The 25140-nt window shown below is 70.3% G+C and carries 20 protein-coding genes and 1 rRNA gene; 8 read left to right on the top strand and 13 right to left on the bottom strand.

Annotated elements, in window-relative coordinates; translation table 11 throughout:
• Positions 1-145: 145 nt before the first annotated feature.
• Together rrf and JIN95_RS13720 are read left to right on the top strand one after the other, a co-directional pair.
• A 5S ribosomal RNA gene (rrf, locus tag JIN95_RS13725) occupies positions 146-267 on the top strand.
• A gap of 181 nt (positions 268-448) precedes the next feature.
• Positions 449-1315 carry a hypothetical protein gene (locus JIN95_RS13720; protein WP_234699212.1) on the top strand — a complete coding sequence of 289 codons (867 nt, stop codon included), beginning with the start codon at positions 449-451 and terminating at the stop codon, positions 1313-1315.
• A gap of 15 nt (positions 1316-1330) precedes the next feature.
• Here JIN95_RS13720 and JIN95_RS13715 read toward each other — a convergent pair whose 3' ends face one another.
• The gene (locus JIN95_RS13715) at positions 1331-1627 is read right to left on the bottom strand and encodes a hypothetical protein (RefSeq protein WP_095635732.1); all 297 of its coding nucleotides are present in this window, start codon (positions 1625-1627) and stop codon (positions 1331-1333) included.
• Between the two features lie 115 nt (positions 1628-1742).
• On the opposite strand from JIN95_RS13715, the gene JIN95_RS13710 reads away from it, so the two are divergent.
• The gene (locus tag JIN95_RS13710; RefSeq protein WP_200531835.1) at positions 1743-2630 is read left to right on the top strand and encodes a DMT family transporter; all 888 of its coding nucleotides are present in this window, start codon (positions 1743-1745) and stop codon (positions 2628-2630) included.
• Between the two features lie 94 nt (positions 2631-2724).
• Entirely contained in the window at positions 2725-4317 is a 1593-nt protein-coding gene (locus JIN95_RS13705; protein WP_200531834.1) for an ATP-binding protein, read from the top strand.
• A 39-nt stretch (positions 4318-4356) separates the two neighbouring features.
• Here JIN95_RS13705 and JIN95_RS13700 read toward each other — a convergent pair whose 3' ends face one another.
• Entirely contained in the window at positions 4357-4854 is a 498-nt protein-coding gene (locus tag JIN95_RS13700) for an SRPBCC family protein (protein WP_095635735.1), read from the bottom strand.
• Positions 4855-4971: 117 nt separating this feature from the next.
• Here JIN95_RS13700 and JIN95_RS13695 point away from each other — a divergent pair, with 117 nt between their 5' ends.
• The gene (locus JIN95_RS13695; protein ID WP_095635736.1) at positions 4972-5898 is read left to right on the top strand and encodes a DNA glycosylase; all 927 of its coding nucleotides are present in this window, start codon (positions 4972-4974) and stop codon (positions 5896-5898) included.
• Positions 5899-6035: 137 nt separating this feature from the next.
• The gene (locus JIN95_RS13690; protein WP_200531833.1) at positions 6036-6485 is read left to right on the top strand and encodes a DUF555 domain-containing protein; all 450 of its coding nucleotides are present in this window, start codon (positions 6036-6038) and stop codon (positions 6483-6485) included.
• A 118-nt stretch (positions 6486-6603) separates the two neighbouring features.
• On the opposite strand, the gene JIN95_RS13685 is transcribed toward JIN95_RS13690, so the two are convergent.
• From JIN95_RS13685 to JIN95_RS13650, 8 genes are all read right to left on the bottom strand, one after another.
• Positions 6604-6837, bottom strand: coding sequence for a UPF0058 family protein (locus tag JIN95_RS13685; protein WP_095635738.1), 234 nt, complete (start codon positions 6835-6837; stop codon positions 6604-6606).
• A gap of 271 nt (positions 6838-7108) precedes the next feature.
• The gene (locus tag JIN95_RS13680) at positions 7109-7288 is read right to left on the bottom strand and encodes a hypothetical protein (protein ID WP_050026851.1); all 180 of its coding nucleotides are present in this window, start codon (positions 7286-7288) and stop codon (positions 7109-7111) included.
• A 133-nt stretch (positions 7289-7421) separates the two neighbouring features.
• On the bottom strand, positions 7422-8423 hold the full coding sequence (locus JIN95_RS13675) for a transcription initiation factor IIB (RefSeq protein ID WP_095636231.1): 1002 nt from the start codon (positions 8421-8423) through the stop codon (positions 7422-7424).
• Between the two features lie 328 nt (positions 8424-8751).
• A complete protein-coding gene (locus tag JIN95_RS13670; RefSeq protein WP_200532160.1) occupies positions 8752-10803 on the bottom strand; it encodes a PGF-CTERM sorting domain-containing protein in 2052 nt (683 codons plus the stop codon).
• Between the two features lie 774 nt (positions 10804-11577).
• Positions 11578-11886: a hypothetical protein gene (locus JIN95_RS13665; RefSeq protein ID WP_095635740.1), complete on the bottom strand. Its 309-nt coding sequence runs from the start codon at positions 11884-11886 to the stop codon at positions 11578-11580.
• A 99-nt stretch (positions 11887-11985) separates the two neighbouring features.
• Entirely contained in the window at positions 11986-12267 is a 282-nt protein-coding gene (locus JIN95_RS13660; protein WP_095635741.1) for a winged helix-turn-helix domain-containing protein, read from the bottom strand.
• Between the two features lie 85 nt (positions 12268-12352).
• The gene (locus tag JIN95_RS13655) at positions 12353-13309 is read right to left on the bottom strand and encodes a mechanosensitive ion channel domain-containing protein (protein ID WP_200531832.1); all 957 of its coding nucleotides are present in this window, start codon (positions 13307-13309) and stop codon (positions 12353-12355) included.
• 93 nt (positions 13310-13402) lie between these two features.
• Positions 13403-14665 carry a Zn-dependent hydrolase gene (locus tag JIN95_RS13650; RefSeq protein WP_200531831.1) on the bottom strand — a complete coding sequence of 421 codons (1263 nt, stop codon included), beginning with the start codon at positions 14663-14665 and terminating at the stop codon, positions 13403-13405.
• A 100-nt stretch (positions 14666-14765) separates the two neighbouring features.
• On the opposite strand from JIN95_RS13650, the gene JIN95_RS13645 reads away from it, so the two are divergent.
• Positions 14766-14981, top strand: a complete 216-nt coding sequence (locus tag JIN95_RS13645) for a PLDc N-terminal domain-containing protein (RefSeq protein WP_233138676.1) — start codon at positions 14766-14768, stop codon at positions 14979-14981.
• 43 nt (positions 14982-15024) lie between these two features.
• Here the strand turns inward: JIN95_RS13645 and JIN95_RS13640 are convergent, their stop codons facing one another.
• The 3 genes from JIN95_RS13640 to malA all read right to left on the bottom strand — a co-directional run bounded on the left by JIN95_RS13640 (position 15025) and on the right by malA (position 19795).
• Positions 15025-16056 carry a sodium:calcium antiporter gene (locus JIN95_RS13640; protein ID WP_200531830.1) on the bottom strand — a complete coding sequence of 344 codons (1032 nt, stop codon included), beginning with the start codon at positions 16054-16056 and terminating at the stop codon, positions 15025-15027.
• A 4-nt stretch (positions 16057-16060) separates the two neighbouring features.
• Positions 16061-17563 (bottom strand): 4-alpha-glucanotransferase, encoded by a 1503-nt coding sequence (gene malQ / locus JIN95_RS13635; RefSeq protein WP_200531829.1) that lies wholly within the window; start codon positions 17561-17563, stop codon positions 16061-16063.
• A gap of 84 nt (positions 17564-17647) precedes the next feature.
• Positions 17648-19795, bottom strand: a complete 2148-nt coding sequence (malA, locus tag JIN95_RS13630; RefSeq protein ID WP_200531828.1) for an alpha-amylase MalA — start codon at positions 19793-19795, stop codon at positions 17648-17650.
• Positions 19796-19961: 166 nt separating this feature from the next.
• Between malA and JIN95_RS13625 the strand changes: the two genes are divergently transcribed.
• Positions 19962-24668: a glycoside hydrolase family 15 protein gene (locus JIN95_RS13625; protein ID WP_200531827.1), complete on the top strand. Its 4707-nt coding sequence runs from the start codon at positions 19962-19964 to the stop codon at positions 24666-24668.
• Positions 24669-25140 lie beyond the last annotated feature (472 nt).

Genomic DNA, 25140 nt, shown 5'->3' with positions numbered 1-25140 from the left:
ACTGACACCACAGTTCGTATGAGTTCAGGCGGTAACTGGATCGCACATATACACGGTCGGCCGATCGAGAGATCGGAACCACCGACACAGGCGTCTCTTCCACAGATTGTGGAGAGAGTCTCGGTTCGAGTCCGAGAGTCGGCGTAAAGGCGGCCAGAGCGGTGGGGGAACACCCGTACCCATTCCGAACACGGAAGTTAAGCCCACCAGCGTACCGGGAAGTACTGGAGTGAGCGATCCTCTGGGAACCGCGGTTCGCCGCCTGCCCATTCATACGGGAGCATACTCCCATTCACAGCCCACGGACATCGTGTCCGTGGGCTGATTTGCTATTCGGCGAGCGGAAGCGCTGTCCATCACACGCGACCGCGTTTCGATCGCCGTGGCTCTCAATATTGAGACTTGTTCCCATAAGTTTATGCACGTTCTCCGTGAAGCGAAGGTAATCATGGCCGCTCCGACAGACTCCGCTCGCGAGTTTGCGGTGCGCGTGTCCGATCGCGGACGGCCGCCGGTTCGTGACGGGGACGTCGGAGAGCGAGTGATCTCACTGCTGTTCGGAACGGGAATCGAGGAGTGGCGACGCGGGTGGCGCCGAACCGTCGGAACGGTGCCGGACCGGGAGGCGATCGTTTCCGCGAGCGATCACACCCGCGGTGCCGCGACGGCGACGCAGGTCGTCCCGGACCGGGGGCTCGCGTACACCGTGCTCGGTGCGCCGGTCGACGTCGATCGGATCCTCGAGGCGGTCACGGGCCACTTGGCGGATGCTCGCGGCCTCGAGGTCACGGTGATCGTCGACGATATCGAACCTCTCTTGGCCGAGTACGGCCCGGAGACGGTGAGCGAACTCCTCGACGGCTTGCGACTCCGACTCGACGACTGTCGGAGCACCGTCGTGATCGGCTGTTCGTTCACGGAGCGGACGGCGCCGTCGGCCGCGTCCCTGTTCGATCCGGCCGACGACGTCGAACGGATGGACCACGCCCTCGCACCCGCTCTCGACGAACTCCGACGGAACGATCCGACGACGTTCGGGTACGTTCGGCGGCACTGGGCGGAAGCGCGGGCCGGTATCGAACGGTGCGATCGGAACTACCCGCAGGCGAAGCAGGTTCACGCGGCGCTTTCCGAGCCGGAGACGACGCCGCGGACGCTCGGAACGGCGCTGTCGGGACTGGTCACGCTCGGCGTCGTCGACACGTGGAGCGAGACCGTCGGCCCGACGCGGTACGATCTCACCGCGTACAGGCCGACGCGCATGTGGGCGGTCGGGGCGACCCTCGCGGCCGCCGACGGGTCGTTCGACGACTGAGGCCGCGGTCAGTCGTCACCTCTCGGCGTCGCTCTGGTCGCCTCCGGGAATTTCCAGGTCGTGTGAGACCACGGTACCGTCGGGTTCGAGGGTCACCGTACCGAGCGTCGCCGTCTCACCCGTTCGGAAGCGATCGGCGACGGACTCGAGCACGGACTGTCGATCGAGCTGCTCCCAGACCGCGTCGGCGACGAGCGACTGGAACTCCTCCGGATCGGTCCACCCGGAGTCGACGTCGGAGGGGACCCCGACGACGACTCGGAACTCCGCTTCGGTGAGGTGGATCCCGACCCCGAACGTGTCTGCGCACATGCGTCGCCGTTCGGCCCCGCTTTTTAAATCCCCGTCGGACGCGTCGCGCTCGGCGTCCATCGGGGGCGTCCCGAAACCGGTAACCGGGTGCGATGGGAACCCGAGAGTCGAACGGATGTCGACGGATCCCCGCGTCTCGCCGATGCTCGGGCTCGCGGTCGCGGTGGCCGCCGTGAGCGGCGGGGCGATCCTCGTCCGTCTCAGCGACGCCCCGAGTTCGGTCGCCGCGTTCTATCGGGTGCTGTTCACGACGGTGCCGCTGGTCCCGGTCGCGCTCTGGCGATATCGGGCGCAGCTCGCCGAGGTCACCCGCAGCGATCTCGGGTTCGCGACACTCTCTGGGATCGCGCTCGCGTTGCACTTCGCCGCGTGGTTCGAGAGCCTCGCGTGGACGAGCGTCGCCGCGAGCGTCACGCTCGTCCAGGCGCAACCGGTGTTCGTCGCCCTCGGGGCGTGGCTTCTGCTGCGCGAGCGCGTGACCTCGCGGATGGTCGCGGGCATCGTCGTCGCCGTCGCCGGAATGGCGGCGATGTCGCTCGGTGACTTCCTCGGCGGCGTGCTTGTCGGACCCCGGCCGATCTACGGGAACGGGCTGGCCCTGTTCGGGGCCGTCATGGCGGCCGGATACGTGCTCGCCGGTCGGTCGCTCCGCCAGCGGGTCGCGCTCGTCCCCTACGTGGTGATCGTGTACGGAGTCTGTTCGGTCACGCTCCTCGCGATCGTCCTCGCCGAAGGGCACGGGCTGACCGGGTACCCGCCGAGGGAGTGGGCGATCTTCGCCGGGCTCGCGATCGGGCCCGGACTGCTGGGCCACACCGTGATCAACTGGGCGCTCGAGCACCTCGAATCGAGCGTCGTCTCCGTGTCGCTGCTCGGGGAGCCGGTCGGGGCGACGGTCCTCGCGTTCGCGTTCCTCTCGGAGGCGCCGACAGCGTTCACGATCGCGGGCGGTGCCGTCGTGCTCGCCGGAATCGTGCTCACCGCCACCGAGAGCGGGACGTGACCGTCGGGCCGGCGTTTCCCGAACTGCGGTACGACGTTCTCGAAGCCGATATTTGCGGGTTAACCTTCAAATGCGGTTGGTCCGATCCCTCCGTATGCACCGGCGGTCCGTCGTGATGTACGTCGGAGGAGACGATCCGGACGTGCGGACGCGCGTGTCGGACGCGGTGGAGGCCGCGTGGGGCGGTGCGCGGGCTCCGGAGTACCGAGCGACGGCTCCCGACGCGCTGCTGGAGGCGGCGGAAGACGCCGATCTGCAGCCGCTGGCGGACGCCTGCGGGATCGTCACGACGACCGAGGCTGTCGGAGAGCCGTCGGTCGCCGAGCGGCTCGCACAGACGCCGGACACCGTTCCCGTCATCGTCGTTCTCGAGGGCGAGACCGCCGAGGAGTTCCGGCTCGCGCTTCGGGCGGGCGCCGCCGACGTGGTTTCCGGCCCGGCGCCCGCACGATCCGAGTCGGATCCGGCGGCCGACCCCCTCGTCGAGCGACTGCGCGGTGCGGTGGAGCCGCGGCGGGTTCGGTTCGGGGCGGACGACGCGGATCGGCTCCGCGAGGTCCTGCTGGACTCCGGGTCGACGCTGATGAGCACGCGGTCCGACGAGGTCGACACGAAGATCAGCTGGACCATAGAGAGCGTCGGCGAACACGCCGAGCTCGACCGGATCGTCTGTTACCTCCGGGACGGGGAGGCGCTCGATCCCGCGTACGTCTGGTGTCCGGACGGCTGTGACACCGAGCCGCGCGCGCTCGACCAGTTCCCGGAGTCCGACCGCCTCTCGACCTTCGAGAACGTGGTCAGATCGTCGGCTCCGGCGGAGTCGGCGGAGCGGTCGACGGCCGAGCGCGACGCGGCCGGAACGGGGGTCGACTCGCCGGCGACCGTTCACGTTCCGCTCGTGGCCGACTGGGAACTCGTCGGCGTGCTGGCGTTCGAGACCGACGCGCGGCGCACGTGGACCGACGAGGAGGTCGACCTCTATCGGACGTTCGGCGACCTGATCGCGCACACCATCGCGCGCAACGATCGGCGGCTGGAGCTCCGCCGACGGACCGAGCAGCTCGAACAGTTCAGCTCGGTCGTCTCCCACGACCTCCGGAATCCCCTCAACGTCCTGTCGGGGTACTTGGAACTGGTGGAAAGCGAGGTCTCGCCGTCGACGTACGAACCGATGGATCGGGCGGTGACCCGGATGGAGACGCTCATCGACAACCTCCTGATGCTGGCGAAGCGCGGGGAGACGATCGGCGAGACCGAGTCGATCTCGGTGACGGGGATCGCCGAGGAGGCCTGGCAGACGGTCCGTGCCCCCGACGCGACGCTGACGATCGCCGACGAGATCGGGCAGGTGCGCGCGGATCCGAACCGGCTCAGACAGGTGTTCGAGAACCTCTTCCGGAACGCCGTCGACCACGGCGGTCCGAGCGTCGCGATCGAGATCGGTCCCCGAACCGACGGCGCCGGCGGCGCGGGGATGTACGTCGCCGACGACGGGCCGGGCGTCCCCGCCGACGTGAGCGACTCCCTTTTCGACTCCGGATTCTCGACCGCGGACAGCTCGGGTATCGGGCTCGCCATCGTCGACCGGATCGTCGACGCTCACGGGTGGGATGTCGACGTCCACAACGACGACGGCGCAGTGTTCGAGCTCTCCTTCGACGCGGGAACGCCGGTGACCCCGGCCTGAGCGTTCGGACCTCTCTCGGCCGGGATCGAAAGCCGGGAGCTACGGCTCGAACCGCGCGACCGTCCGCCGGTGGCGGTCGCGGAACATCCCTTCGAACCCGACCTTCGCGAACGGCCCCGCCGCGTCCCCGAGGGGGCCGAACGGCAGCCGGTACGAGACGGTGTCCACGAGCAGGGTCTCGTCCCCGTCGGCGTAGAACGCGTGCGTGTGTTCCCATTTCCGGAACGGACCGCCGGACATCTCGTCGACGAAGTGGGCGCGGTCGCCGGGATCCTCCCCGTCGCCGGGCTCGCGCTCGGTGATCCGCGAGGTCCACCGCTGTCGCGGGCCGACGCCGAAGGGCCGTATCGACATCCCTATCTCCGACCCCTCGACGAGCACGTCCGGATCCGGCGCTCCGTCCGGCCCGGTGACGCCGGTGATTCGGAGATGCATCCACTCGGGCGTGAGTTCGCGGAGCCCGTCGATCGTGGAGTGAAACGCCCACACCTCGTCGATGGGAGCCGGCACGCGGGTCGTCCGTCGGTACGTCGGCATACGACCGTTACGGGACGAACGGGCAAAAACCCGTCTTCGGCGGCGGTTCGCGGGGTCGGTCCGTTCGCAACTGACCGACCGAAACCCGCATACGGCCGCGGCGCCATCCGATCGGTAATGGAGCGAGGCGCGATCGACGTCGCCGATCTGGCCGGCCCGTTCGATCTCCAAGCGACGGTCGAGAGCGGACAGAGCTACCTCTGGAACCGCGCCGACGGCGGGACCTACGAGGACCTCCACGCGCACGGCGGCGACGCGTGGTACGAGACGGTCGTCGACCCGATACCCGGCGTCGTCGACGAGCGGGTCCCCGTTCGGGTGCGACAGGAGGGCGGGGTCCGCGACGGAACCCTTCACTGGGAGTCGTCGACCGACGCGGTCCCGCTCTTGGAACACCTGTTCCGGCTCGACGACGACCTCGACGCCATTCTCGACGCGACTCCCGATCTCCCGCTCCTCGAACGCGCGTACGACGCCTACGAGGGGATGCGGCTCACGCGCGACCCCGTCTTCCCGTGTCTGATCTCCTTCATCTGCTCGGCGCAGATGCGCGTCGCGCGGATCCACGGGATGCAGCGTCGCCTCCGCGAGACGTACGGCGATATCGTCGAACTCGACGGGGAGGCGTATCACGCGTTCCCGACGCCGGACCAGCTCGCGGCGCGGACCGAGCAGGAGCTCCGCGACCTCTCTCTGGGCTACCGCGCCCCCTACGTCCAGCGGACCGCGGAGATGGTCGCGACCGGCGAGGCGCACCCCCGGGAGGCGTCAGACCTCCCCTACGAGGAGGCGCGTGAGTCGATGACGCGCTTCGTCGGCGTCGGCGACAAGGTCGCTGACTGCGTCCTGCTGTTCTCGCTCGGCTTCCTCGAGGCGGTCCCGCTCGACACCTGGATCCGGACGACGATCGAGGAGTACTACCCGGACTGCGAGCGCGGGAACTACGCCGACACGTCGCGCGCGATCCGGGAGCGGTTCGGCGGGGAGTTCGCGGGCTACGCGCAGACGTACGTCTTCTATCACCTCCGCGCGGGCGGCGAGTAGCCCGATTCGATTCGACGCGGCTCCACGTGGCTCGACGCGACCCAACCCGGCGCGACGCGGACCGCTCCGGCGTCGTTTCGCCTCGGAGACCTGTCGGCCGAACTTTCATGCCGGTTCGCGTGGTACTGCTCCCCGTGATGGACTGCCGAGTCGTCGTCGAGGCCGCCGTTCCGGTGTACGACGTGGAGACCGCCGACGAAGCGGTCCGGATCGCCATCTCCAAGACGGGCGAGATGCTGAACCCGGACCTCAACTACGTCGAGATCGAGACGGGACGCCGCACGTCGCCCGGCGGCGAGGAGCTCCCGCCTGCCTTCGTCGCCGCCGACGAGGCCCTCGTCGCGCTCCGGCTCCGGATGGACGTGTTCAACGTCGACCGCGAGAAACACGCGAGCCGCGTCGCCCGCAAGGAGATCGGTCAGCGGCTCCGAAACATTCCGCTGAAGGTGCTCAGCGTCGAGGAGATCGAGGACGACTCCGAGGCGGAGCCGTCGCCCGACGGGTCGGCGGACGGGGATCAGGCCTCCGGAGACGCGGTCGACTCCGCCGACGGGGGAGACGACGACGCGACCGGAGTCCGGGACTAACGCTCGGACTGACGGTTCTCGCTCGGGACGAAACGCACCGCGATGGGGACTCAGCAGTCCGTTTTGGCCGGCGTTGTCACTGAGAACGTAACGATCGGTCGCAGGTAGCGACGAAGATTCAGTCCGCGGTCGGGGCCAGCGGCTCCGATTCAGACTCTTCCATCGGCTCGGTGATTCCCTCGGTCAGCTTAAAAACGGCGGCTTTGTGGTCGGTCTTCGACTTGTGAATCGATGTCGGTTTGACGCCGAGTTCCTCGTAGGCGTCGAGGTCGATATCTTCGTCCCAGAACTCGCACTGCTTTCGTACTTCCGCGAGGAGGCCGTGAAGGTGGATGAGTTCCTGCTTCTTCATGAGTACCAGTCCTTTGCTACCGGAGGTTTATATTATTATCCTGAGTCACGTTACCATGGGTAGCTCCGATTTCCGCGTTTCGGGGGTAGAGAGGCGGCTTTTCGCGTTATCGATCGGGAAGATTCTGCGGCCCGGCCGCTGCTGATCGACCGCCGGACGTCGTGGTTTCCGTCGGTCGATGCGCGATATACTCGTCTGTCGATGTGTCCCGGACCGCGCTGCGGTCGCGCGCGCTCGACGGACCGACGTGGATCGTCTGAGCCGCCGTGCGTCACTGGAACTGCTTGACCGCTTCGAGATCGCGTTCGGTCCGCATGAACTCCGTCAGTCGGCGCGTCGCGTGACAGTCGGGACAGCTGAAGTTCGAACGAAGCCGCTGAAGGTCAGCGGGGTTGTCCTGCCACTCCTTGTTACACTCCGGACAGACGAGTCTGACGAACGCGTCTACCATGTGAGTGACGTACACGGGGCCGGGTTAAAAACGTACGTGGCGGCTGCGCCGCGCGACGACGTGGCCGAAGCCGGCGTCGATCGAGAGGGGTCGCGACCGAGACGACCCAGACGAACACGGGGACGGAGACGACTCAGGCGGTCAGCCCCTCGCTGGCGTCGAGGAGCTCCTTGTACCGGTTCCGGATGGTGACCTCCGAGATGTCGGCCACCGCCGACACCTCGCTCTGGGTCACCTTCTCGTTCGAGAGGAGCGCGGCCGCGTACACCGCCGAGGCGGCGAGGCCGACCGGCGACTTTCCGCTCGTGATCCCGGACCGCTTGGCGCTGTCGAGCAGCTCGCGGGCGGCTCGCTGCGTCTCCTCCGAGAGATCGAGCCGCGAGACGAACCGCGGGACGTAGCTCTCGGGGTCGGCGGGCTGGATCTCCAGTTTCAGCTCGCGGATGACGTACCGGTACGTCCGGGTGAGCTCCATCTTGTCGACCCGCGAGACGGCGGTGAACTCGTCGAGGCTCCGGGGGTTCCCGGCCTGCCGGGCGGCGGCGTACAGCGCCGCGGTCGCGACGCCCTCGATCGAGCGCCCCGGCAGGAGGTTCTCGCTCAGCGCGCGGCGGTAGATGACGGAGGCGGTCTCGCGGACGTTGTCCGGGAGCCCGAGCGCCGAGGCCATGCGGTCGATCTCGCCGAGCGCCTGCTTGAGGTTCCGGTCCTTCGAGTCGCGGGTGCGGAACCGCTCGTTCCAGGTGCGGAGCCGCTGCATCCGCTGGCGCTGACTGCTGGAGAGGGACTTGCCGTAGGCGTCCTTGTCCTGCCAGCCGATGTTGGTCGAGAGCCCCTTGTCGTGCATCATGTTCGTCGTCGGGGCGCCCACGCGCGACTTGCTGTCGCGCTCGCTGGAGTCGAACGCGCGCCACTCCGGCCCGCGGTCCACCGAGTCCTGTTCGACGACGAGCCCGCAGTCGGTACAGACCGTCTCGCCGTGTTCCGTGTCGGTCACGAGGTTCCCGTCGCACTCCGGACAGGTCGTGGTCCGCTCGCTCGCGGACTCCGTCTCGTCCGTCGTCGATTCGGCCGACTCCGTGGTTCGGTCTCGCTCGATCTCGCTGTCGTAGCCGCGTATGTGTGTCTCAGTCATGGTGTTCATGGTGTCTTACCGATCGAACCTCGACAGAAATACTGGAGCCGGGTTCGCCGATTCGCTAACTCATAGTAAGCACCGAGAGTATATAAATCTTTGCCCTCTTTCACAAGCAATGATATCTGAAAACCCTCCTACCGGTCGTATGTGAGGGTATAACGGGATCGGCGCCGTTTCGCTGCAGCGTCGGATCGCGGGCCGAAGCGATCAGAAGTATATAAAACACGGTGTTTGAGTCGGCGTCGCCGACCCGGCGTCAACGAGAAAGCGCCGCCGAACTGGTGCTGCCGAGCTGGCGCCGCCGACCCTTTTTGAGGAACCGACCTCAGGGGCGACGGCGCGCGACGAGCGCGACCGCGATCAGCGCGACCAGGGCGACGACCGCGCCGAAGCCGGGCGCTTCGTCGCCGCTACCGTCGTCGCTCGCCTCGTCATCGCTCATCTCGTCGTCCGACATGCCGTCATCATCTGACATGCCGTCGTCGTCCGACATGTCGTCGTCGGCGTCATCGCCGTCCCCGCCGTCCGTCTCGTCTCCCATCTCTCCGCTCGCGACCGTCAGGTCGGCGGCGGACATCACGGGTCCGCTCGCGGCCGCGTACGGGCCGTCATCGGCGCCGTCGCTGCCGGGGAAGTCGTAGGCCTCGTTGCCGTTGGTGTCGCGGTGCGCCATCGCGAAGACCGAGTCGTCCTCGGTCAGCGAGTCGTCCAGCGCGATCTCGACGTCGGTGTGCGTCCCCGGTCCGAGGTACGCGCTCGTCCCGCGGATCGAGTCGAACACGGCGCCGTCGGCGAGCGACGAGTCGTGAACCGTCACGAACCCGCCGTCGTGGAGCGTCACTTCGTCGACGACGACGGTGTCGCCGTCGGTCTCCTGCGCGGTCGCCGCGACGAACGCGGTCACCTGGGCGCTCGTGCCGGCCGTCACCGGGGCATCCTCGCCGGTCAGGAAGGGGCCGTCGGCGTCTCCCTCGCTGTCGACGAAGTCGTACGCCTCGTTGCCGTTGGTGTCGCGGTGCGGCATCGCGACGAGCTGCTCCGTGTCCGTCAGCGGCTCGTCGAGCTCGATCGTCACGTCCTCGTGGACGCCGGCCTCCAGGTACGCGCTGGTGCCGCGGACGGAGTCGAACACGGCGCCGCCGCCGAGCGAGGCGTCGTGGATCGTCACGAACCCGCCCTGGCTCAGGTCGACGCGGTCGACCGTGACCGTCGCGCCGTCCGAATCGGCCGTCTCGAACGCGACGCCCGCGGAGACGGTGACGTTCCCGTCGTCCATCACGATGTCCGACGAGTCGGTCGTGTACGGGCCGTCCTCGCTGCCGTCACTGCTCGGGAAGTCGTACGCCTCGTTGTCGTTCGTGTCCCGGTGCGCCATCGCGAACAGCGCGTCGTCCTCGGTCAGCGGGTCGTCGAGCTCGACGACGACGTCGCGGTGGATCCCCGGTTCGAGGTACGCGCTCGTCCCGCGGATCGAGTCGAACGTCGCGCCGTCCGCGAGCGAGGAGTCGTGCATCGTCACGAACCCGCCCTCCGGCAGGTACACCTCGTCGACGACGACCGCGTTGCCGCCGGAGGACTGCGCGTCGAAGCTCGCCCGCGCGTCGTCGTCGAGCTCGACGTCGATGCCGGTCATCACGATCTCGTCGTCGGCGTCGGGGTACGGGCCGTCCTCGTCGCCGTCACTGCTGGGGAAGTCGTACGCCTCGTTGTCGTTCGTGTCCTGATGCGCCATCGCGAAGACCGTGTCGTCGTTCTGTAGCGGGTCGTCGAGCCGGACGCGAACGTCCTCGTGGACGCCCGCTTCCAGGTACTCGGTGGTGCCGCGGATGGAGTCGAACACGGCGCCGTCGGCGAGCGACGAGTCGTGGACCGTCACGAACCCGCCCTCGCTCAGCTCGACGCGGTCGACGATCACGTACTCGCCCTCGCCGGGCTGGTCGGTCCCGCTCACGCTCGCGGAGACCGTCACGTTCGCGTCGTCCATCGCGATGTCGCCGTCGACCGTGTACGGGCCGTCGGCCTCGCCGTTCGAGGAGACGAACGTGTACGCGCGGTCGTCGTCGGTGTCCCGGTGCGCCATCGCGTGGAACGTCCCCGACTCGACCGCGTCGGTGAGCTCGACGGTCACGTTCTCGTGCGTGCCCGCGTCGAGGTACGCGCTCGTGCCGACGACGCTCCCGAGGGTGTTCCCGTCGGTCAGCGAGGAGTCGTGGATCGTCACGAAGCCGCCGTCCGGGAGGTGGACCTCGTCGACGACGACCGTGCTGCCGCCGGACGCGCCGTCGGCGAAGCTCACGCTCGCCTCGTTGGTACCGCTCTGTGCCGCGACCGCGCCAGTCGCGCCGGCGACCGCCGACACGACCACCACGACCGTCATCGCCAATGTCAATGCGCTCTTGCGCATGAGAGAGTCGACCGCGGATATATAAAAAGAGATTTTCCGAACTCCCGCCGCGTTCTCACCCAAATTCGTTCGGAAAGCCGCCCAAAACACGTTTGCAAGCGCTGATGTTCCGTTTCTCGGAACAGCGGTGATCGATAGCGCGAGTGGATCTCGCAGCTCGGCGGTGGTAATTGGATATTTAAACAGGAATGAGCGATTGCGACGATCGCTTATAAAGAACGATGTGGTGGCGTCGCCGGCGGCTTCGCCGCCGGCTGCAAGCGAGAGCTGTGCTCTCGCCCTGCGTGCCTGCGAGGCCGCTCCGCGGCCGAGGAGCACGCGCGAGGGAGTCGGGCGGCCGGAGCGAAGCGGAGGCCGGCCGACGAGGCTGGGGAGGCGTGAGGCTGCGGTCTGCGGTCGGGTGGGACTCAAAGGGGCAGTCGCCGGCGGCGGAGCCGCCGGCTGCCAGAGGCGCGAAGCGCCTCGCTGCCGCGAGGACGAAGCCCGGCGACGGAAGCACCACAGCGAAGGAGCGTCAGCGACTGAGCGAGGAGCGCACCGAGCCGCGCGAGTCGTCGCGGCTGGGGCTTTGGAGATCTTCACCGCAACATCGTCGATCACTTATAAACACCCGCCAGCACCACCGCAATCAGACTTATAAACAACCACGCTACCAACGTACGAGACTCACTCCCGTCATCGATCAAGCTGTACCTCAACACTCACGGATACTCGCTCGACAGTACGGTAAAAGCGCTCCCGGTCGGCTCAGTCCCACGTGACCCACACGAGGAAGAGGAGCCCGGCAGTCTGGAGCACGTGGAGCGCCATCATCCCGCGCCACGCGATCGGCGGCACCGCCTCGGACGCGAACCAGACCGACAGCGTCGGGTCGAGCAGGTAGATGTACAGCGCGAACGCGTTCTCCCCGAGGAGGAACACGCCGAACATCGCCAACCCGAGGGCGTGCTTCGAGCGGAACTGCGCGTAGTTCCGCCCCCACACCCAGACGAGCGCGAGCAGCAGGGCGACGTTCACCCCCGCCGAGACCCGCGCCACGTCGAACCAGAGACTCATCGTACACCTGCTATCGGCGGGCCGGGTATAACCGCTTTCCCAAATTCGTTCCGAATACGACCCGCAACGCGGCGCTGACGGGTCGAAACTGCCGATCGGTCAGTCGTCATCTGTTTGCTCCATGATCGTTTCGATAGTGTCCCAGTGCTGACGCGCCCGCGGCGTCGGGAGGTAGATAGCCCCGTAGTCGTCGCCGCTACGCTCGACGACGTCGTTGTCCATCAGTACGTCGAGGTGGTGTCGAACGGTCTTGTAGTCCAGATCGAGGTCCTCGGCGAGCTGGTTCGCGTTCCGCGGGCGGTCGTCGAGCGCCCGCAACAGCCGGACGCGGTTCGCTCCGCCCCGCGTTCCGGTTAGCACGTACCAGAGTGCCGCTTCCATCGTATTCGAGTCGTGCGCACGCCACCTAACTCCACCGCTCCCGGACGCGGTCGGCGGGGATCGCAATCGCGGGCCGCGCGTCCCGCTACCGGCTCCGGCTCACCGGGAACGCCACTCTGTCGGGGTTCTCGTTGAACCGCTCCAGAATCCGATCGTACAGCCGGTTCTTCACGCGCTGTCCGCGGCGCGGGTGGGTGAGATAGCGGACGCGCAGCTCCACCCACGACTCCTCCTGTTTCACGTTCACCGTCGGCTTGTCGTACACCTCCAGCTCCACGGGCGTCTCGGCGAGCGCCTCGCGGTACGCCGCGATGCCCGCGGCCATCTCGTCGCCGAGGAGATCGGTGGCCTCCTCGGCCATGACCTCGCGCGCGAAGTCGAGATCGGTCTCGTAGGCGACCTGCACGGCGACCTCGTTCCACACGTACGCGGAGCCGCCCCCGCCGAAGTTGACCACGTTCGAGGAGAGCACGACGCTGTTCGGCACGGTCACCACCCGCCCGGACGGCTGATTCGTCGTCACCAGCTCGCCGTTGATCTCCCACAGCGTCGTCACGAGGAAGTCGACGCCGATCACGTCTCCCTTCGCGTCGTCGATCCGGACGCGGTCGCCGACGCCGTACGGCTGTTTGACCGTGATGTACACCCACGCGATGAGCGAGAGGAGCGGCTGCTGGAGCGCGAAGGTGATCGCGAAGCCGATGACCCCGAGCGAGAATAAGAGTCCGAGCCAGTTCTCCGTCAGCACCGCGAGCGTCGCGACCGTGCCCACGAACCCGAACGCGAGGCGCAACACGTTGCGCGTGTTGTACGCCCGTCGCTTGTTCGCGGAGCGCATCAACAGCTGGACCGCGAGGAGGTACGACCCGTACAGCACGCCGAACACGGCGACGACGAGCAGCGCGCGTCCGACGACGAGGGTCGCGGGATAGCCGATCAGGTCGGGCCAGTCGGCCAGCGCGCCGGTCGTCGTCACGAGGCCGCCGGCGGCGCCGGCGACGACGCCGAGGCCGATGGCACCGAGTCCGAGCGGTCGTCTCACGGTCGACGGTCGCGGCCGACCGCAAAAACGGTTGTGACGGCGGGCGGGGCCGGAGCGGGCGCGCCGTCGACCGTCGAACCGCGGCCGCAACGACTACTCGGTCGCGACGCGCGCCAGCGCCCCCGCGAGGACCTCGGTCGCCGCGGCGCAGTCGCTCCAGTCGGTCCACTCGCGCGGATTATGCGAGATCCCGTCGCGCGAGGGCGCGAACAGCAGCGAGGCGTCGGTGACCCCCGCCACCCGCATCGCGTCGTGGGCGGCCCCGGAGTGGAGGTCGATCGCGGTTCGGCCCGCCCCCTCGGCCGCCGCGTGCGCCTCGTCGCGGAGCCGGTCGCTCATCGGCGTCGGCGCCACGTCGAAGGGGCGCTCGAAGCCCGTCTCGACGCCGCGCTCGCGCTCCAACCGGTCGAGCGAGTCGCGCGCGGCGGCGACGATCCGGTCCATCGAGTCCGCGGTCACGTCCCTGACGTCGACGCCGGCCTCGACGCGACCGGGGACGACGTTGGTCGCGTTCGGCGAGACGGACAGCGAGCCCACCGTGCCGACCGCGGAGGGACTCGAGTCGTCGACGACCGCGTTCGCGGCCGCCTCCACGTCGAGGACGAACTCGCTCGCGGCCGCCAGCGCGTCGGTCCGCTCGCCCATCGCCGTCGCGCCCGCGTGGTTCGCCTCCCCCTCGATCGTCGCCTCGCAGTGGGTGATCCCGGTGATCGTCGTCACCACGCCGGCGTCGGCGGCCGCCTCCTCTACGACCGTGTCCTGCTCGACGTGGAGCTCGTAGAACGCCGCCCACGACGCCGGATCGACCTCGTCGTCGCCGCGGTAGCCGATTCGGTCGAGGGCCTCGCCGAGCGTCTCCCCGGCGTCGTTCTCGTACGCGAGCACCTCGTCGAGGTCGGTCACCCCGGTCGCGACGCTCGATCCGAGCAGCCCGTTCCCGAACGTCGCGCCCTCCTCCTCGGTGAAGCTCACGACGGCGACCGGCCGGGCCGGCTCGACGCCGGCGTCCCGCATCGCGCGCACCGCCTCCAGCGCCGCGTACACCCCGAGCGGGCCGTCGAAGATCCCGCCCTCGGGGACGCTGTCGAGGTGGCTCCCGCTCGCGACGGGCGCCGCGTCGGGATCGGCCGAGTCGGGGGTCCACGTCCCCACGAGGTTGCCGACCGGGTCGACGGAGACCGCGAGACCGGCGTCCTCGAACCGCTCGACCAGCCGGTCTCTGGCCGCGCGGTTCGCCTCGGTGCCGGTCAGGTTCGTTCGGCCGCGCTCCTCGGGGTCGTCCGACGCGATCCGTCCGAACGCCGCGTTCGCCTCCAGGTCCGCCCGGAGGCGGTCGGCGTCGACTGGCAGGTCCATGCCCGGATCGGGGGCCGGCGGGGCAAAACGGTTCGTGGTCGGAGCGCCAGCGGTTCTCGGGGCAGCCAAAGACACTTATTGCTCGACGGAGTCGTCGGGAGTGATGTCCCCGATACTGCTACAGGGAGGAGCCGGTGCGCTCTTCTTCCTGTTCGGCCTCCTCACGCTGCTCGTACAGCTCGGCATTATCGTCTGGATCTACTCCGACGCCCAACAGCGGAGCGACCAGCCCGCGTTCCTGTGGGCGATCGTCGCGTTCCTCGCGCCGCTTCTGGGGCTCGTGTTGTACCTCATTCTCGGTCGCAACCGGTACTGAGTACCGATCTGAGCGATCTGGCCGATCGGGGCGAACCCTCCGTTCACACGCCCCGAAGGACGGTCGTCGCCCCGACCGTCTCCGCAACCACCCACGCGACGAACAGGAGGTACGCGACCAGAAGCGTCGACGACTCCCGCTCGGTGAGCGACAGGTCCGTCCGGAGCGTCGCGAACAGCAGCACGGTCGCGACGGTGAGCACGCCGAGCATCGGGACGGCCGTCGAGAAGTTCACGTCGACGCTCCCGACGATCAACACCCCGACCGGGATGGCGACGAGCAGGTCGAACGTGTTCGACCCCAGCACGTTCCCGAGGCTCGTCCCGCCGCGCCCCTCGCGCGCGGTCCGGACGCTCACCAGGGCGTCGGGGAGGCTCGTCGCGGCCGCGACGATCGTGACGCCGGCGAGGAACTCCGGGATCCCGAACGCGGACCCGAGCGACTCCACCGACCCGACCAGCCGCTCGACGGCGACGCCGATGAGGAGCAGCCCGGCCGCGAGCTTCCCCCACTCGCGGCGGACGGACACGCCCTCCCGCACGCGCTCGACCGCCGCGTCGCCGACGTCCTCGTACTGGATGAACAGGTAGAGCCCGTACAGCGCGAGCGGGATCGCCGCGACGGGCCGGGTCAGCTCCCCCACGATCGGGTCCGAGGAGACCGGGAAGTAGATCACCGCGAGCGAGAAGGTGACCACCAGCGCCGACACCGCGATCATGTAGAACTGCGCCTCCTTGTACACGATCGCGCGGCTCGCCTCGAGGTCGCCGTCGGCGCCGAACCCCGAGAGCCCGGGAATGACGAGGACGTTGAAGATCGCGGAGCCGACGAGCGCCCCGACGCCCATGTCGAAGACGCCGGTGGCCGCGGTGACGACGACGCTCGCGAACTCCGGGAAGCTCGACCCGACGGCGACGACGATCGACCCCTGTACCACCGCCGGCAGGCCGTAGTACCCAGACAGCGTCTCCGCGGCCTCCTCCAGCCACCCGCTCCCCACCCAAATGGCGCCGGTGGCGACGGCGATCACGACGAGGTGGAGTACCGAGCCGTCCGCGAGCCCCCAGCCGAGCATCGGGCTACCTCACGTGTCGACCGGCGAGCTCCCACAGCCGGTCGGCGATGTCGTCGGCGAGCGCCTCGCGGCGGACGCGCCACTCCCAGTTGCCGCCGAGGGTGCCCGGCTCGTTGAACCGCGCCTCGCTGCCGAGCCCGAGCAGGTCCTGGACCGTCGTCATCGCTAACACCGCCTCCGAGGCCCACACCTCGTCGATGATCTCCCACTCGGTCGGGCGGCCGCCGTCGGCGCCGACGTTGTACCGGAAGCAGTCGCGCTGGCGCTCGGGGAGGTCCTCGAAGTAGCCGACCCACGTGTCCGTGTCGTGGGTCGACGTGTAGCCGACGACCCCCTCAGGGTAGTGCATCGGCTGGTACTCGTCGCCCTCCGCGCACCAGTCGGCGTACTGCGGGACGCGCATCCCGGGGAAGCCGAACTCCGCCATCAGCTCGTCCATCGCCGGCTCCTCGAACCCGAGGTCCTCGGCGATGAACGGCGCCTGCCCGAGCTCGCGCTCCACGGCCTCGAACAGGTCCCGCCCCGGCCCCTCGCGCCACTCGCCGGCGGCCGGGTCGTCGCGGTCGGCGGGGATCGCCCAGTACTTCACGAAGCCGAGGAAGTGGTCGAGCCGCGCCACGTCGGCGAGCTCGAACAGCCGCCGGAACCGGGCGATCCACCAGTCGTAGTCGCGCTCCGCGAGCTGGTCCCAGTCGTAGACGGGGTTCCCCCAGCGCTGGCCGTTATCCCCGGCGTTCGGCGGGACTCCGGCCACCGCCGCGGGGCGGTTCTCCTCGTCGAGCCGGAACGCCTCGGGGTTCGCCCACACGTCCGCGGAGTCGAGCGCGACGTAGATCGGCACGTCGCCCACGATCGAGACGCCCTCCTCGTCGGCGACGGCCCGGAGTTCCTGCCACTGCCGGTCGAACGTCCACTGGAGGAACTCGCGGAACCGGACCTCTGTCGCGTGGCGCTCGCGGGCGTCGGCGAGCGCCTCGGGCTCCCGCGTCCGGAGCGGCTCGGGCCACTCGGTCCAGGTGTCCTCGCTCCTCGCGTCCGAGAGCGCCCGGAACAGCGCGTAGTCGTCGAGCCACGGCTCGCGCTCGCGGAAGGCGTCGAACGCGGGGGGAGCGCCGCCGGCTCCCTCCCCGCCCCCCGCCTCGTCGAACCGCTCGAACGCGGCGCGCAACAGCGGCTCCTTGTACTCGCGGACCGCCTCGTAGTCGACCCGGTCGGCCGGGAACTCCGGGACCGGTTCGAGGTCGCCCTCGTCGAGCCACCCGTCGTCGACGAGCCCGTCGAGGTCGATCAGGAGGGGGTTCCCGGCGAACGCCGAGGGCGACTGGTACGGGGACTCCCCGGCGGCGTCCATCGTCGGACCGAGGGGACAGATCTGCCAGTGGCGGACGTCGGCGTCGCCGAGGAACGAGAGAAACGCCTCCGCGCCGTCGCCGAGGTCGCCGATGCCGTGTCTCCCCGGGAGCGAGGTGACGTGACAGAACACGCCGCCGGAGCGGTCGAGTCGCATGGGTCCCCCTGCGACCCCCACCGACTCAAGCGTTGTGACCACGCGGTCCCGGCGGGCGAGCCGGCGCCCCCCGCGGCTGGCGGATCAGCGCTCGGTCTCCCGGACGACCGCCACGTCGTCGACGCGGATCCGCTCGGCCCCCTCGCCGTCGACGACCACGCAGGGCTCGTCGGTCACGAGGTTCCGCTTCCCGTGGTCGGCGCCGACCGCGACGCTCGCCGGCTCGGGCGCGAAGTTGAGGACGACGACCAGCGACTCCTCGCCGTCGCTCCGGCGGAACGCCACCACGTCGTCGGGGTGGACGTCGCCGCTGGCGACGATCGGCCGCTCCGCGAGGTCGCCGCTGGCGACGTGGTATCCGATCCGGTCGAGGTCGCCGTCGGGGCCGAGCGCGGGGTGCTCGTCGCGGACCGCGAGCAGCCGCTCGTAGCGCTCGCGGACGCCCTCGCGGGCGTGCTCCCACGCGATCGCGTCGCGCCGGCCGCGCTGGCCGATCTCCTGGCCCGCGTAGATCATCGGGACGCCCGGCAGGGTGACGATCGCCGCGCCCGCCGCGGCCGCGGCGGCGTCCCCGCACTCGACGCGGTAGCGCGTCTCGTCGTGGTTCTCGATGTACTGGAGGAACTCGGCGTGGTCCGGGAAGCCGATCTCCGCGCGCTGGTCGATCGCGTCCAGCACCGACGCGGCGGGGTCGACGCCCCGCCCGATCTGGCGGAGCTGGAAGTACAGCGTCGCGTCGAAGTGCACGTCGAACATCCCCTCGTGGAAGCCGGGGATGTACGGGATCGTCTCGTCCATCAGCAGGAACTCCCGGTCGATGTCCTTCACCCGGTCGCGGAGCTCCCGCCAGAAGGAGTCGGGGACCGCCCACGCCATGTCGCAGCGGAACCCGTCGACGAGCGGCGCCCACTCGTCGACCACGTCGAGGAGGAACCGCCGCACGTCGAGGCTCGCGTGGTTCAGGTTCGCGATCAGCTCCCAGTCGAAGTACGTGCCCGGCTCGCCCGACTCCTGCCACTCGTAGCGGTCGCGGTACGGGGAGTTCGGGTTCTCGTAGGCGTCCTCGAACCACTCGTGGTCGCGCGCGGTGTGGTTCGCGACGAAGTCGAACAGCACGCGCAGGCCGTGGTCGTGGGCGGTCTCGACCAGCGCCTCGTAGTCGTCGCGGTCGCCGAGGTCCTCGGCCACGTCGAAGAAGTCGGTGATGTTGTAGCCGTGTGGCTTCCCGTCGTGCTGGAGGACCGGCGTGAGCCACAGGGTGTCGACGCCGAGCTCCGCGATCGCCGGGATCCGCTCCGCGATCGCGTCGAACGTCTCTCCCCGCTCGCCGTCTCCATCGCCTCCGTCCCCGCCGCCCTCGCCGCCCCCGCCGCTTCCGTCGGCGAACGTCCGCACGTACACCTCGTAGACGGACGCGTCGCGGGTCCACGCCGGCGGGTCGTTGAGCCGAACCGTCTCGAAGTCGGGCGCGTCCGGACCGCCGATCCGCCCGGCCCCCTCGCCTCCCCGCACCGTCCCGGCGTCGCGCCGGTCGACCGCGACCGCGTCGGCGACGCTGACGCGCGGCTCCCGTCCGGGCTCCGCGGCGACGGCGACCCCGTGGACGCGCAGGCGGTCCGCGACCGCGGCCGCGGGCACCCGGAGCTCCCGTCCGTCGTCGCTCGTCTCCAGGGCGTCCCGCGGGTTGGTCCGCCCCTCCGCGACCGCGCTCTCCACGTCGCGGTCGTCGACGACGAACGTCACCCGCAGGTCCTCCGGGGCGAGCGAGGAGCGGGGGTTCGGCGTCGGCGTCGCGCGGACGACGATCTCGGGGGCGCCGTCGTCGGGCGCGCCGCCGTCTCCGCCGTCATCCACGGTCGCGTCCAGTCGCACGCGCGGCCGTCCCACTCCCTCGTGACCGTGTGACTCCGCGTAGCCGACCGGGGCATCGCCGGCGGTTCGGTCGCGGATCGCCGTCCCGCTTCCGCCCGCCACGTCGACGCCCTCGTAGCTCGACGGGAACGCGCGGATCGTCAGCAGGTGGTCGCCGTCCGGCGCGTCGAGGCCGATCCGGTAGCGCCCGGGGACGTCGGGAGTGAACTCGGTCACCGGGTCGGGGCCGACCGTCGCCTCGCTGTCCGGGGGCGCGTCGACGACGCGCCACGCGTAGGACGCGCTCGGGTCCGGATCGCGCGGTGCGAGCTCCGTGGTCTCGCCGGTCGCGAGGAATCGCGGGGGTCCGGGATGGTGCATGTCACCCCCATCGGCGCCCGGGGTCTTCGGTGTTGCTCCTGCGCGGGTCGCCGTCGACCGGGCGTCCCCAGGGCCGGATCGCGTCGCGCCCCGCAGACGGCAAGCGTCGCGCCCCGCAGACGGCCTCGTTCGTCAAGGCTTTCACGCCGGGAATCGCAGGGAACCCATGCGACTGCGAACCGCTCTCACAGAACACGAACGTCGGCGCGGCGAGCGCTACCCGGCGGAGCGACCCACCACCGCCGGCGCGTTCACGGGCGACGACGGACGGCTCGTCCACGTCGGACCGGACGGCACCGTCCACGACTGTTCGTACTCCCTGTCCGGGGTCGGCGGCGCCGACCGGCTCCGCATGGGGATCACGGCCGGACGGGGCGTCCGCTGGTTCGACGACCTCACCACGACCCGACAGCACTACGACGGCGACACGCCCCTCGTCGAGACCGAGTACGACGCCGGGCGCTACACCATCCACCAGTTCGACCTGGTGGTGAGCGACACCCACCTCACGCACGTCGAGCTGCGCGGCGCCCCGCCGGCCGGCGCGGAGCTTGTCGCCGCCTGCGCGTTCTCACCCGACATGGTCGAGGGGCGCGTCGGCAACCTCGTCCACGAGGAGGCCGGCCCCGAGGCCGGCAGCGTCGTCGAGGTGTACCACCGCACGGAACATGACTTCCTCACCGCCTCCACGGGGCTGTCGGCCGCGCACGGCCAGCGGCTCCGCACGGTCCCGGAGCTGCTCGGCGAGAACGGCGAGGGGTTCCCGCACCGCGGCGAGATCGACCAGCGCGAGGACTCCCGGCTCACCCCCGACGTGGTCGTCCGCGCGCCCTTCGAGCGCGACGGGCGGACCGAGCGCGTCACGCTCGCGAGCCGCGCCGTCCTCGACAGGCGCGAGACCCGCGAGACGGTCGACGACGCCAAGGACGCGATCACGGACGGCCCCGACCGTCAGCGCCGCATCGACGAGCTGTCGCGGGTCGCGACCGCCTACCCCGACGCCGACGACCTCCGCGAGGCCGCCGAGGGCCGCGGGCCGGTCGTGCCCGCCGACGCGCCGCGCCGGTCGGTGCTCGCGAGCGACCTCCGCGCGCTCGACCTGCTCACCGCCGAGTCCGGCGCGCGGATCGCCGCCCCGGAGTTCGACGCCTTCTACTCCACCTCCGGCGGCTACGGCTACACGTGGTTCCGCGACGAGGCGGAGACCTCGCTGGCCCTGCTCGGCGCGAGCGACGAGCTCGGTCTCGACGCCGACGAGGAGCTGCTCGCGAGCGCCTCCTTCTTCTGCCGCACGCAGGACGCCGACGGCTCGTGGCCCCACCGGGTGTGGGCCGACTCCGGCAAGGTCGCCCCCGGCTGGGCGAACGCCCGGATCGAGGGGGCGAACGGCACCCCCGGGCCGAACGACCAGCTCGACCAGCCCGCGTCGGTCGTCGCCTTCCTCGCCCGGCTCCGCCGGACCGCGGACCTCCCCCCGGAGTGGCGCGACCGCGTCGACGACACGATCGCGGACGCGCTCGATTTCCTCCGGGAGACGACCGAGGACGACGGGCTCCCGCGGCGGTGCCAGAACTGCTGGGAGAACGCGCTCGGGCGCTTCACCCACACCGGCGCGACGTACCTCCGCGCGTTCGCCGCCGCGGCGCGCGCACCCCTCCCCGACGACGTGCGGGCCGACGCGGCCGCGGCCGCCGACGCCGCGCTCGCGGGCTTACACGAGCGCTGGAACCCGGACACGGAGCGGTTCCCGCAGCGCGCGAGCGCGGAGGACCGCGACGACCGCCCCGACGCCAGCACCTTCGCGCTCGCGGGCGCGGCGTCCGAGTACGCGGCACTCCGCGAGGAGCGCGCGGGGGAAACTGACGGAGGTGCCGCCACCGCCGCGGCCGATGTCGACTTCGACGCCTTTCTCGACCGCGTGACGACGCACGTGTTGACGACGATCGGCGAGCTCCGCCGCGAGACGGCGGACGTGGAGGGGCTCGTCAGGTTCACGGGCGACGACTGGCGCACCGCGGAGCAGGGCGGCGCGAAGGTGTGGTCGATCGCGACGCTGTGGGGATCGACCGCCGCCGCCGAGCTGGGCGGACTGGTCCGGGAACGGGGCGGGGACGCCGGCGATCTGTTCGGCGCCGCCCGGGACCTCTACGCGCTGTGCGAGCCCGACGGGCCGTTCGTCAACGACGCCGGGCTCATCGCCGAGCAGGCGTTCGACGACGGCGACCTCGACGGCGCGACCCCGATCGCGTGGTCGCACGCCCTCCGGATCGACGCGACGGTGACGCTCGCCCGACACGGGGCGCTCCCGGTCCCCCACGACGAGCCGCGGGGGCCGGGCGAGGCGCCCCACTGGACGACCGGTCGGAAGTTCGGCGTCGGCACCCCGGCCGACCACGAGGCCGACGACCCGGTCCCGGTCTGGTTCACGCTGACGGAGGGCGCGCTCACCGAGGCGCGGTTCCCCCGGATCGACGTGATGAACGTCCGGACGTTCGACTTCCTCGTCGCCGACCCGGAGACGGGGTACACGGTCCGGACCTTCGACGAGACGAGCCACGTGACGGCGACGGAGACGGTCGAGCGGACCACGGAGCCGACCGCGGACGACGCCCTCGCGTACCGCCAGACGATCCGGGAGACCGGCGACGGCCACGGCCACACCTGGACGCTCACCGTCGAGTACGCGGTCGACACCGACGGCGACGCGATCCTCGCGGACGTGTCGTTCGAGGGGAGCCGCGAGTACGACGTGTACGCCGTGGTCGACACCACGGTCACGAACGTCGGGACGAACGACCGCGGCGACCGCGTCGGCGGCGCCGACGGGTACCACCTGCTCGCGCGCAACGACGACGCCGAGCGCGGTCCGGGGAAGCTCGTCGACGACGGCGGCGACCCCTTCGAGGTCGCCCTCGCGCTCGACAGCGCCGGGGGCTTCGAGTGGGCGAGCGCGCTCGCGGCTGGCGGCGACGCCGCCGACGCGCTGTTCGCGGACGGCGACCGCGGCGAGGGGAGCGAAACCGCCGCCGGAAACGTGGTGCTCGCCGGACTGGTCGGCAGCGGTACCGAGGTCTCGGACGCGGTCGCGCTCGGGTTCGCCGAGAACGCCGACACCGCCGCCGCGCTCGGCGAGGCGCGCGGTGCCGTCTCCCGCGGGTTCCCGGCGGTCTCCGAGTCGTACGTCGAAACGTGGCGGGAGTGGCTCGCGGACCGGGAGTTCCCCGACTCCGTGACCGGCGACCCAGAGTTAGCGACCCAGTACCGGTTCGCGCTGATGACGCTCGCCGCGGTTGAGGACAAGCGGCACGACGGCGCCGGGATCGCCAGCCCGTCGGTGCCGTGGGGCGAGACCGAGTACGCCGCGGAGGACAGGGGGTACGGCTACAACTTCGTCTGGTCGCGGGACCTCTATCAGGTGTTCACCGCGCTGATCGAGGTCGGCGAGATCGAGCGCGGCGCGAACGCGCTCGCGTACCTCTACAACACCCAGCAGGACGACGACGGGTTCCTCCCGCAGAACACCTACATCGACGGGCGCACGCGGTGGGGCGGCGAGCAGATGGACAACATCGCCTTCCCGTCGGTGATGGCGTGGCAGCTGTACGAACACGGGACCGCGCCCGCCGACGCCGACTACACCTACGACCAGGTCCGCCGCTCGCTTGGCTACATCGCCGCCAACGGCCCGGAGACGGCCCAAGAGCGCTGGGAGGAGGAGGCCGGCTTCTCGCCGTCGAGCATCGCCGCCGAGGTGGCGGGGCTGGTCTGCGGCGCCGCGCTCGCGGTCGCCGAGGCCGACCGGGTCGATGCGGGCGGCGCGGAAAGCGGGGAGTCGCCGGACTCGCTCCGCGCCGACGCCCTCGCGTGGCTCGCGCTCGCGGACGACTGGGCGGCCCGCGTCGAGGAGTGGTGCGCGACCGCGACGGGCACCGAGCGGCACGGCGAGACGCCCTACTACGTGCGGATCACGGCCGACGGCGACCCGGAGATCGGTCGCCCGCGAACGATCGCCAACGACGGCCCCACCTACGACGAGCGGGAGATCGTCGACGGCGGCTTCCTCGAACTGGTCCGGCTCGGCGTGAAGCCCGCCGACGACCAAGTGGTCCGCAACTCCGTCTCCGTGGTCGACGACTCGATCCGCGTCGACACCCCGTACGGCCCCGCGTGGTACCGGTACGTCGGCGACGCGTACGGCGAGCTCGCGCGCGGCGACCCCGGAGCGCCGTGGGCCGGGACCGGAGACGGTCGCGGGCGCCTGTGGCCGATCTTCACCGGCGAGCGCGGCGAGTACGAGCTCCGCGCCCGCGCCGACGGCCCCGACGGCTTCGGCGGCACCGACGAGGACGCCCTCGAACCCGACGCCCTTCTGGAGACGATGGCCGGGTTCGGCAACTCCGGCCGCATGCTCCCCGAGCAGGTGTGGGACCGCGAACACCCGACCGACTACGGCTGGGAGTTCGGCGAGGGAACCGGGGGGGCCACCCCCCTCGCGTGGTCGATGGCCGGCTTCATCCGGCTCGCGCACGGCGTCGACGCCGGCGAACCCGTCGAGACGCCGACGGTCGTCCGCGACCGCTACGTTGAGCGCGCCCGGTCGGCGCCCCCGGAGCTGACGGCGACCGACGACTACGTCGACGACGCCCTCGTCGTCGCCGGCGAGACCGACGCGGACACCGTCGCCGTGTACACGCCCGACGGCTCCGAGACCGCGACGCCGACGGACGGCGAGTACGAGTTCCGCCTTGACCCGGCGCTCGACGCGAAGACGATCGTCGTCGCCGCCGCGAACACCGGTGAGGATGGCAATGATAACGCGGTCCTCGGCGAGTTCGCGGGCGCCGGCACCGCGGTCGAGCGGCTCCGGCTGTAGTTGAAGGCGGTTTTTAAGCCGGCACCGTTGAACGCCCCCGATCCGCCGGGGTCACGTTCAACCCGGTGGTCGCTGAAGACACCTCCCTTGATCGACGGCGGGAGTGAGTTTTGCAGTTCGTCGGTGGCAAGGTAGTATTTAAATTGTCGTGAGCGACGGCGACGATCGCTTATAAATATGTGCGGTGGCGCGTGCCTGCGAGCGGCCGACAGGCCGCGAGGAGCACGCGCGAGGGAGTCGCGGCGCTTATAAGCGCCGGGCGACGAGGCTGGGGAGGCGTGAGGCTGCGGTGCGGTCGCGGGGTGGGACTCAAAGGGCCAGCCGCAAGGCGGGCGCAGGCGACGTAAGCACCGCAGCGAAGGAGCGACAGCGACTGAGCGAGGAGCACAGCGAGCGTGCGCCCGCCTCGCCGGCTGGGGCTTTGGAGGTATTCACCACAGACACGTCGATCACGTATAAACAGCCGCCAGCG

Source organism: Halorubrum sp. LN27 (genome assembly GCF_016635065.1).
In the GTDB taxonomy this organism is placed as follows: domain Archaea; phylum Halobacteriota; class Halobacteria; order Halobacteriales; family Haloferacaceae; genus Halorubrum; species Halorubrum salipaludis.
Note: the sequence above shows the minus strand (reverse complement) of the source record. Positions and strands in the feature narration are given on the sequence as shown.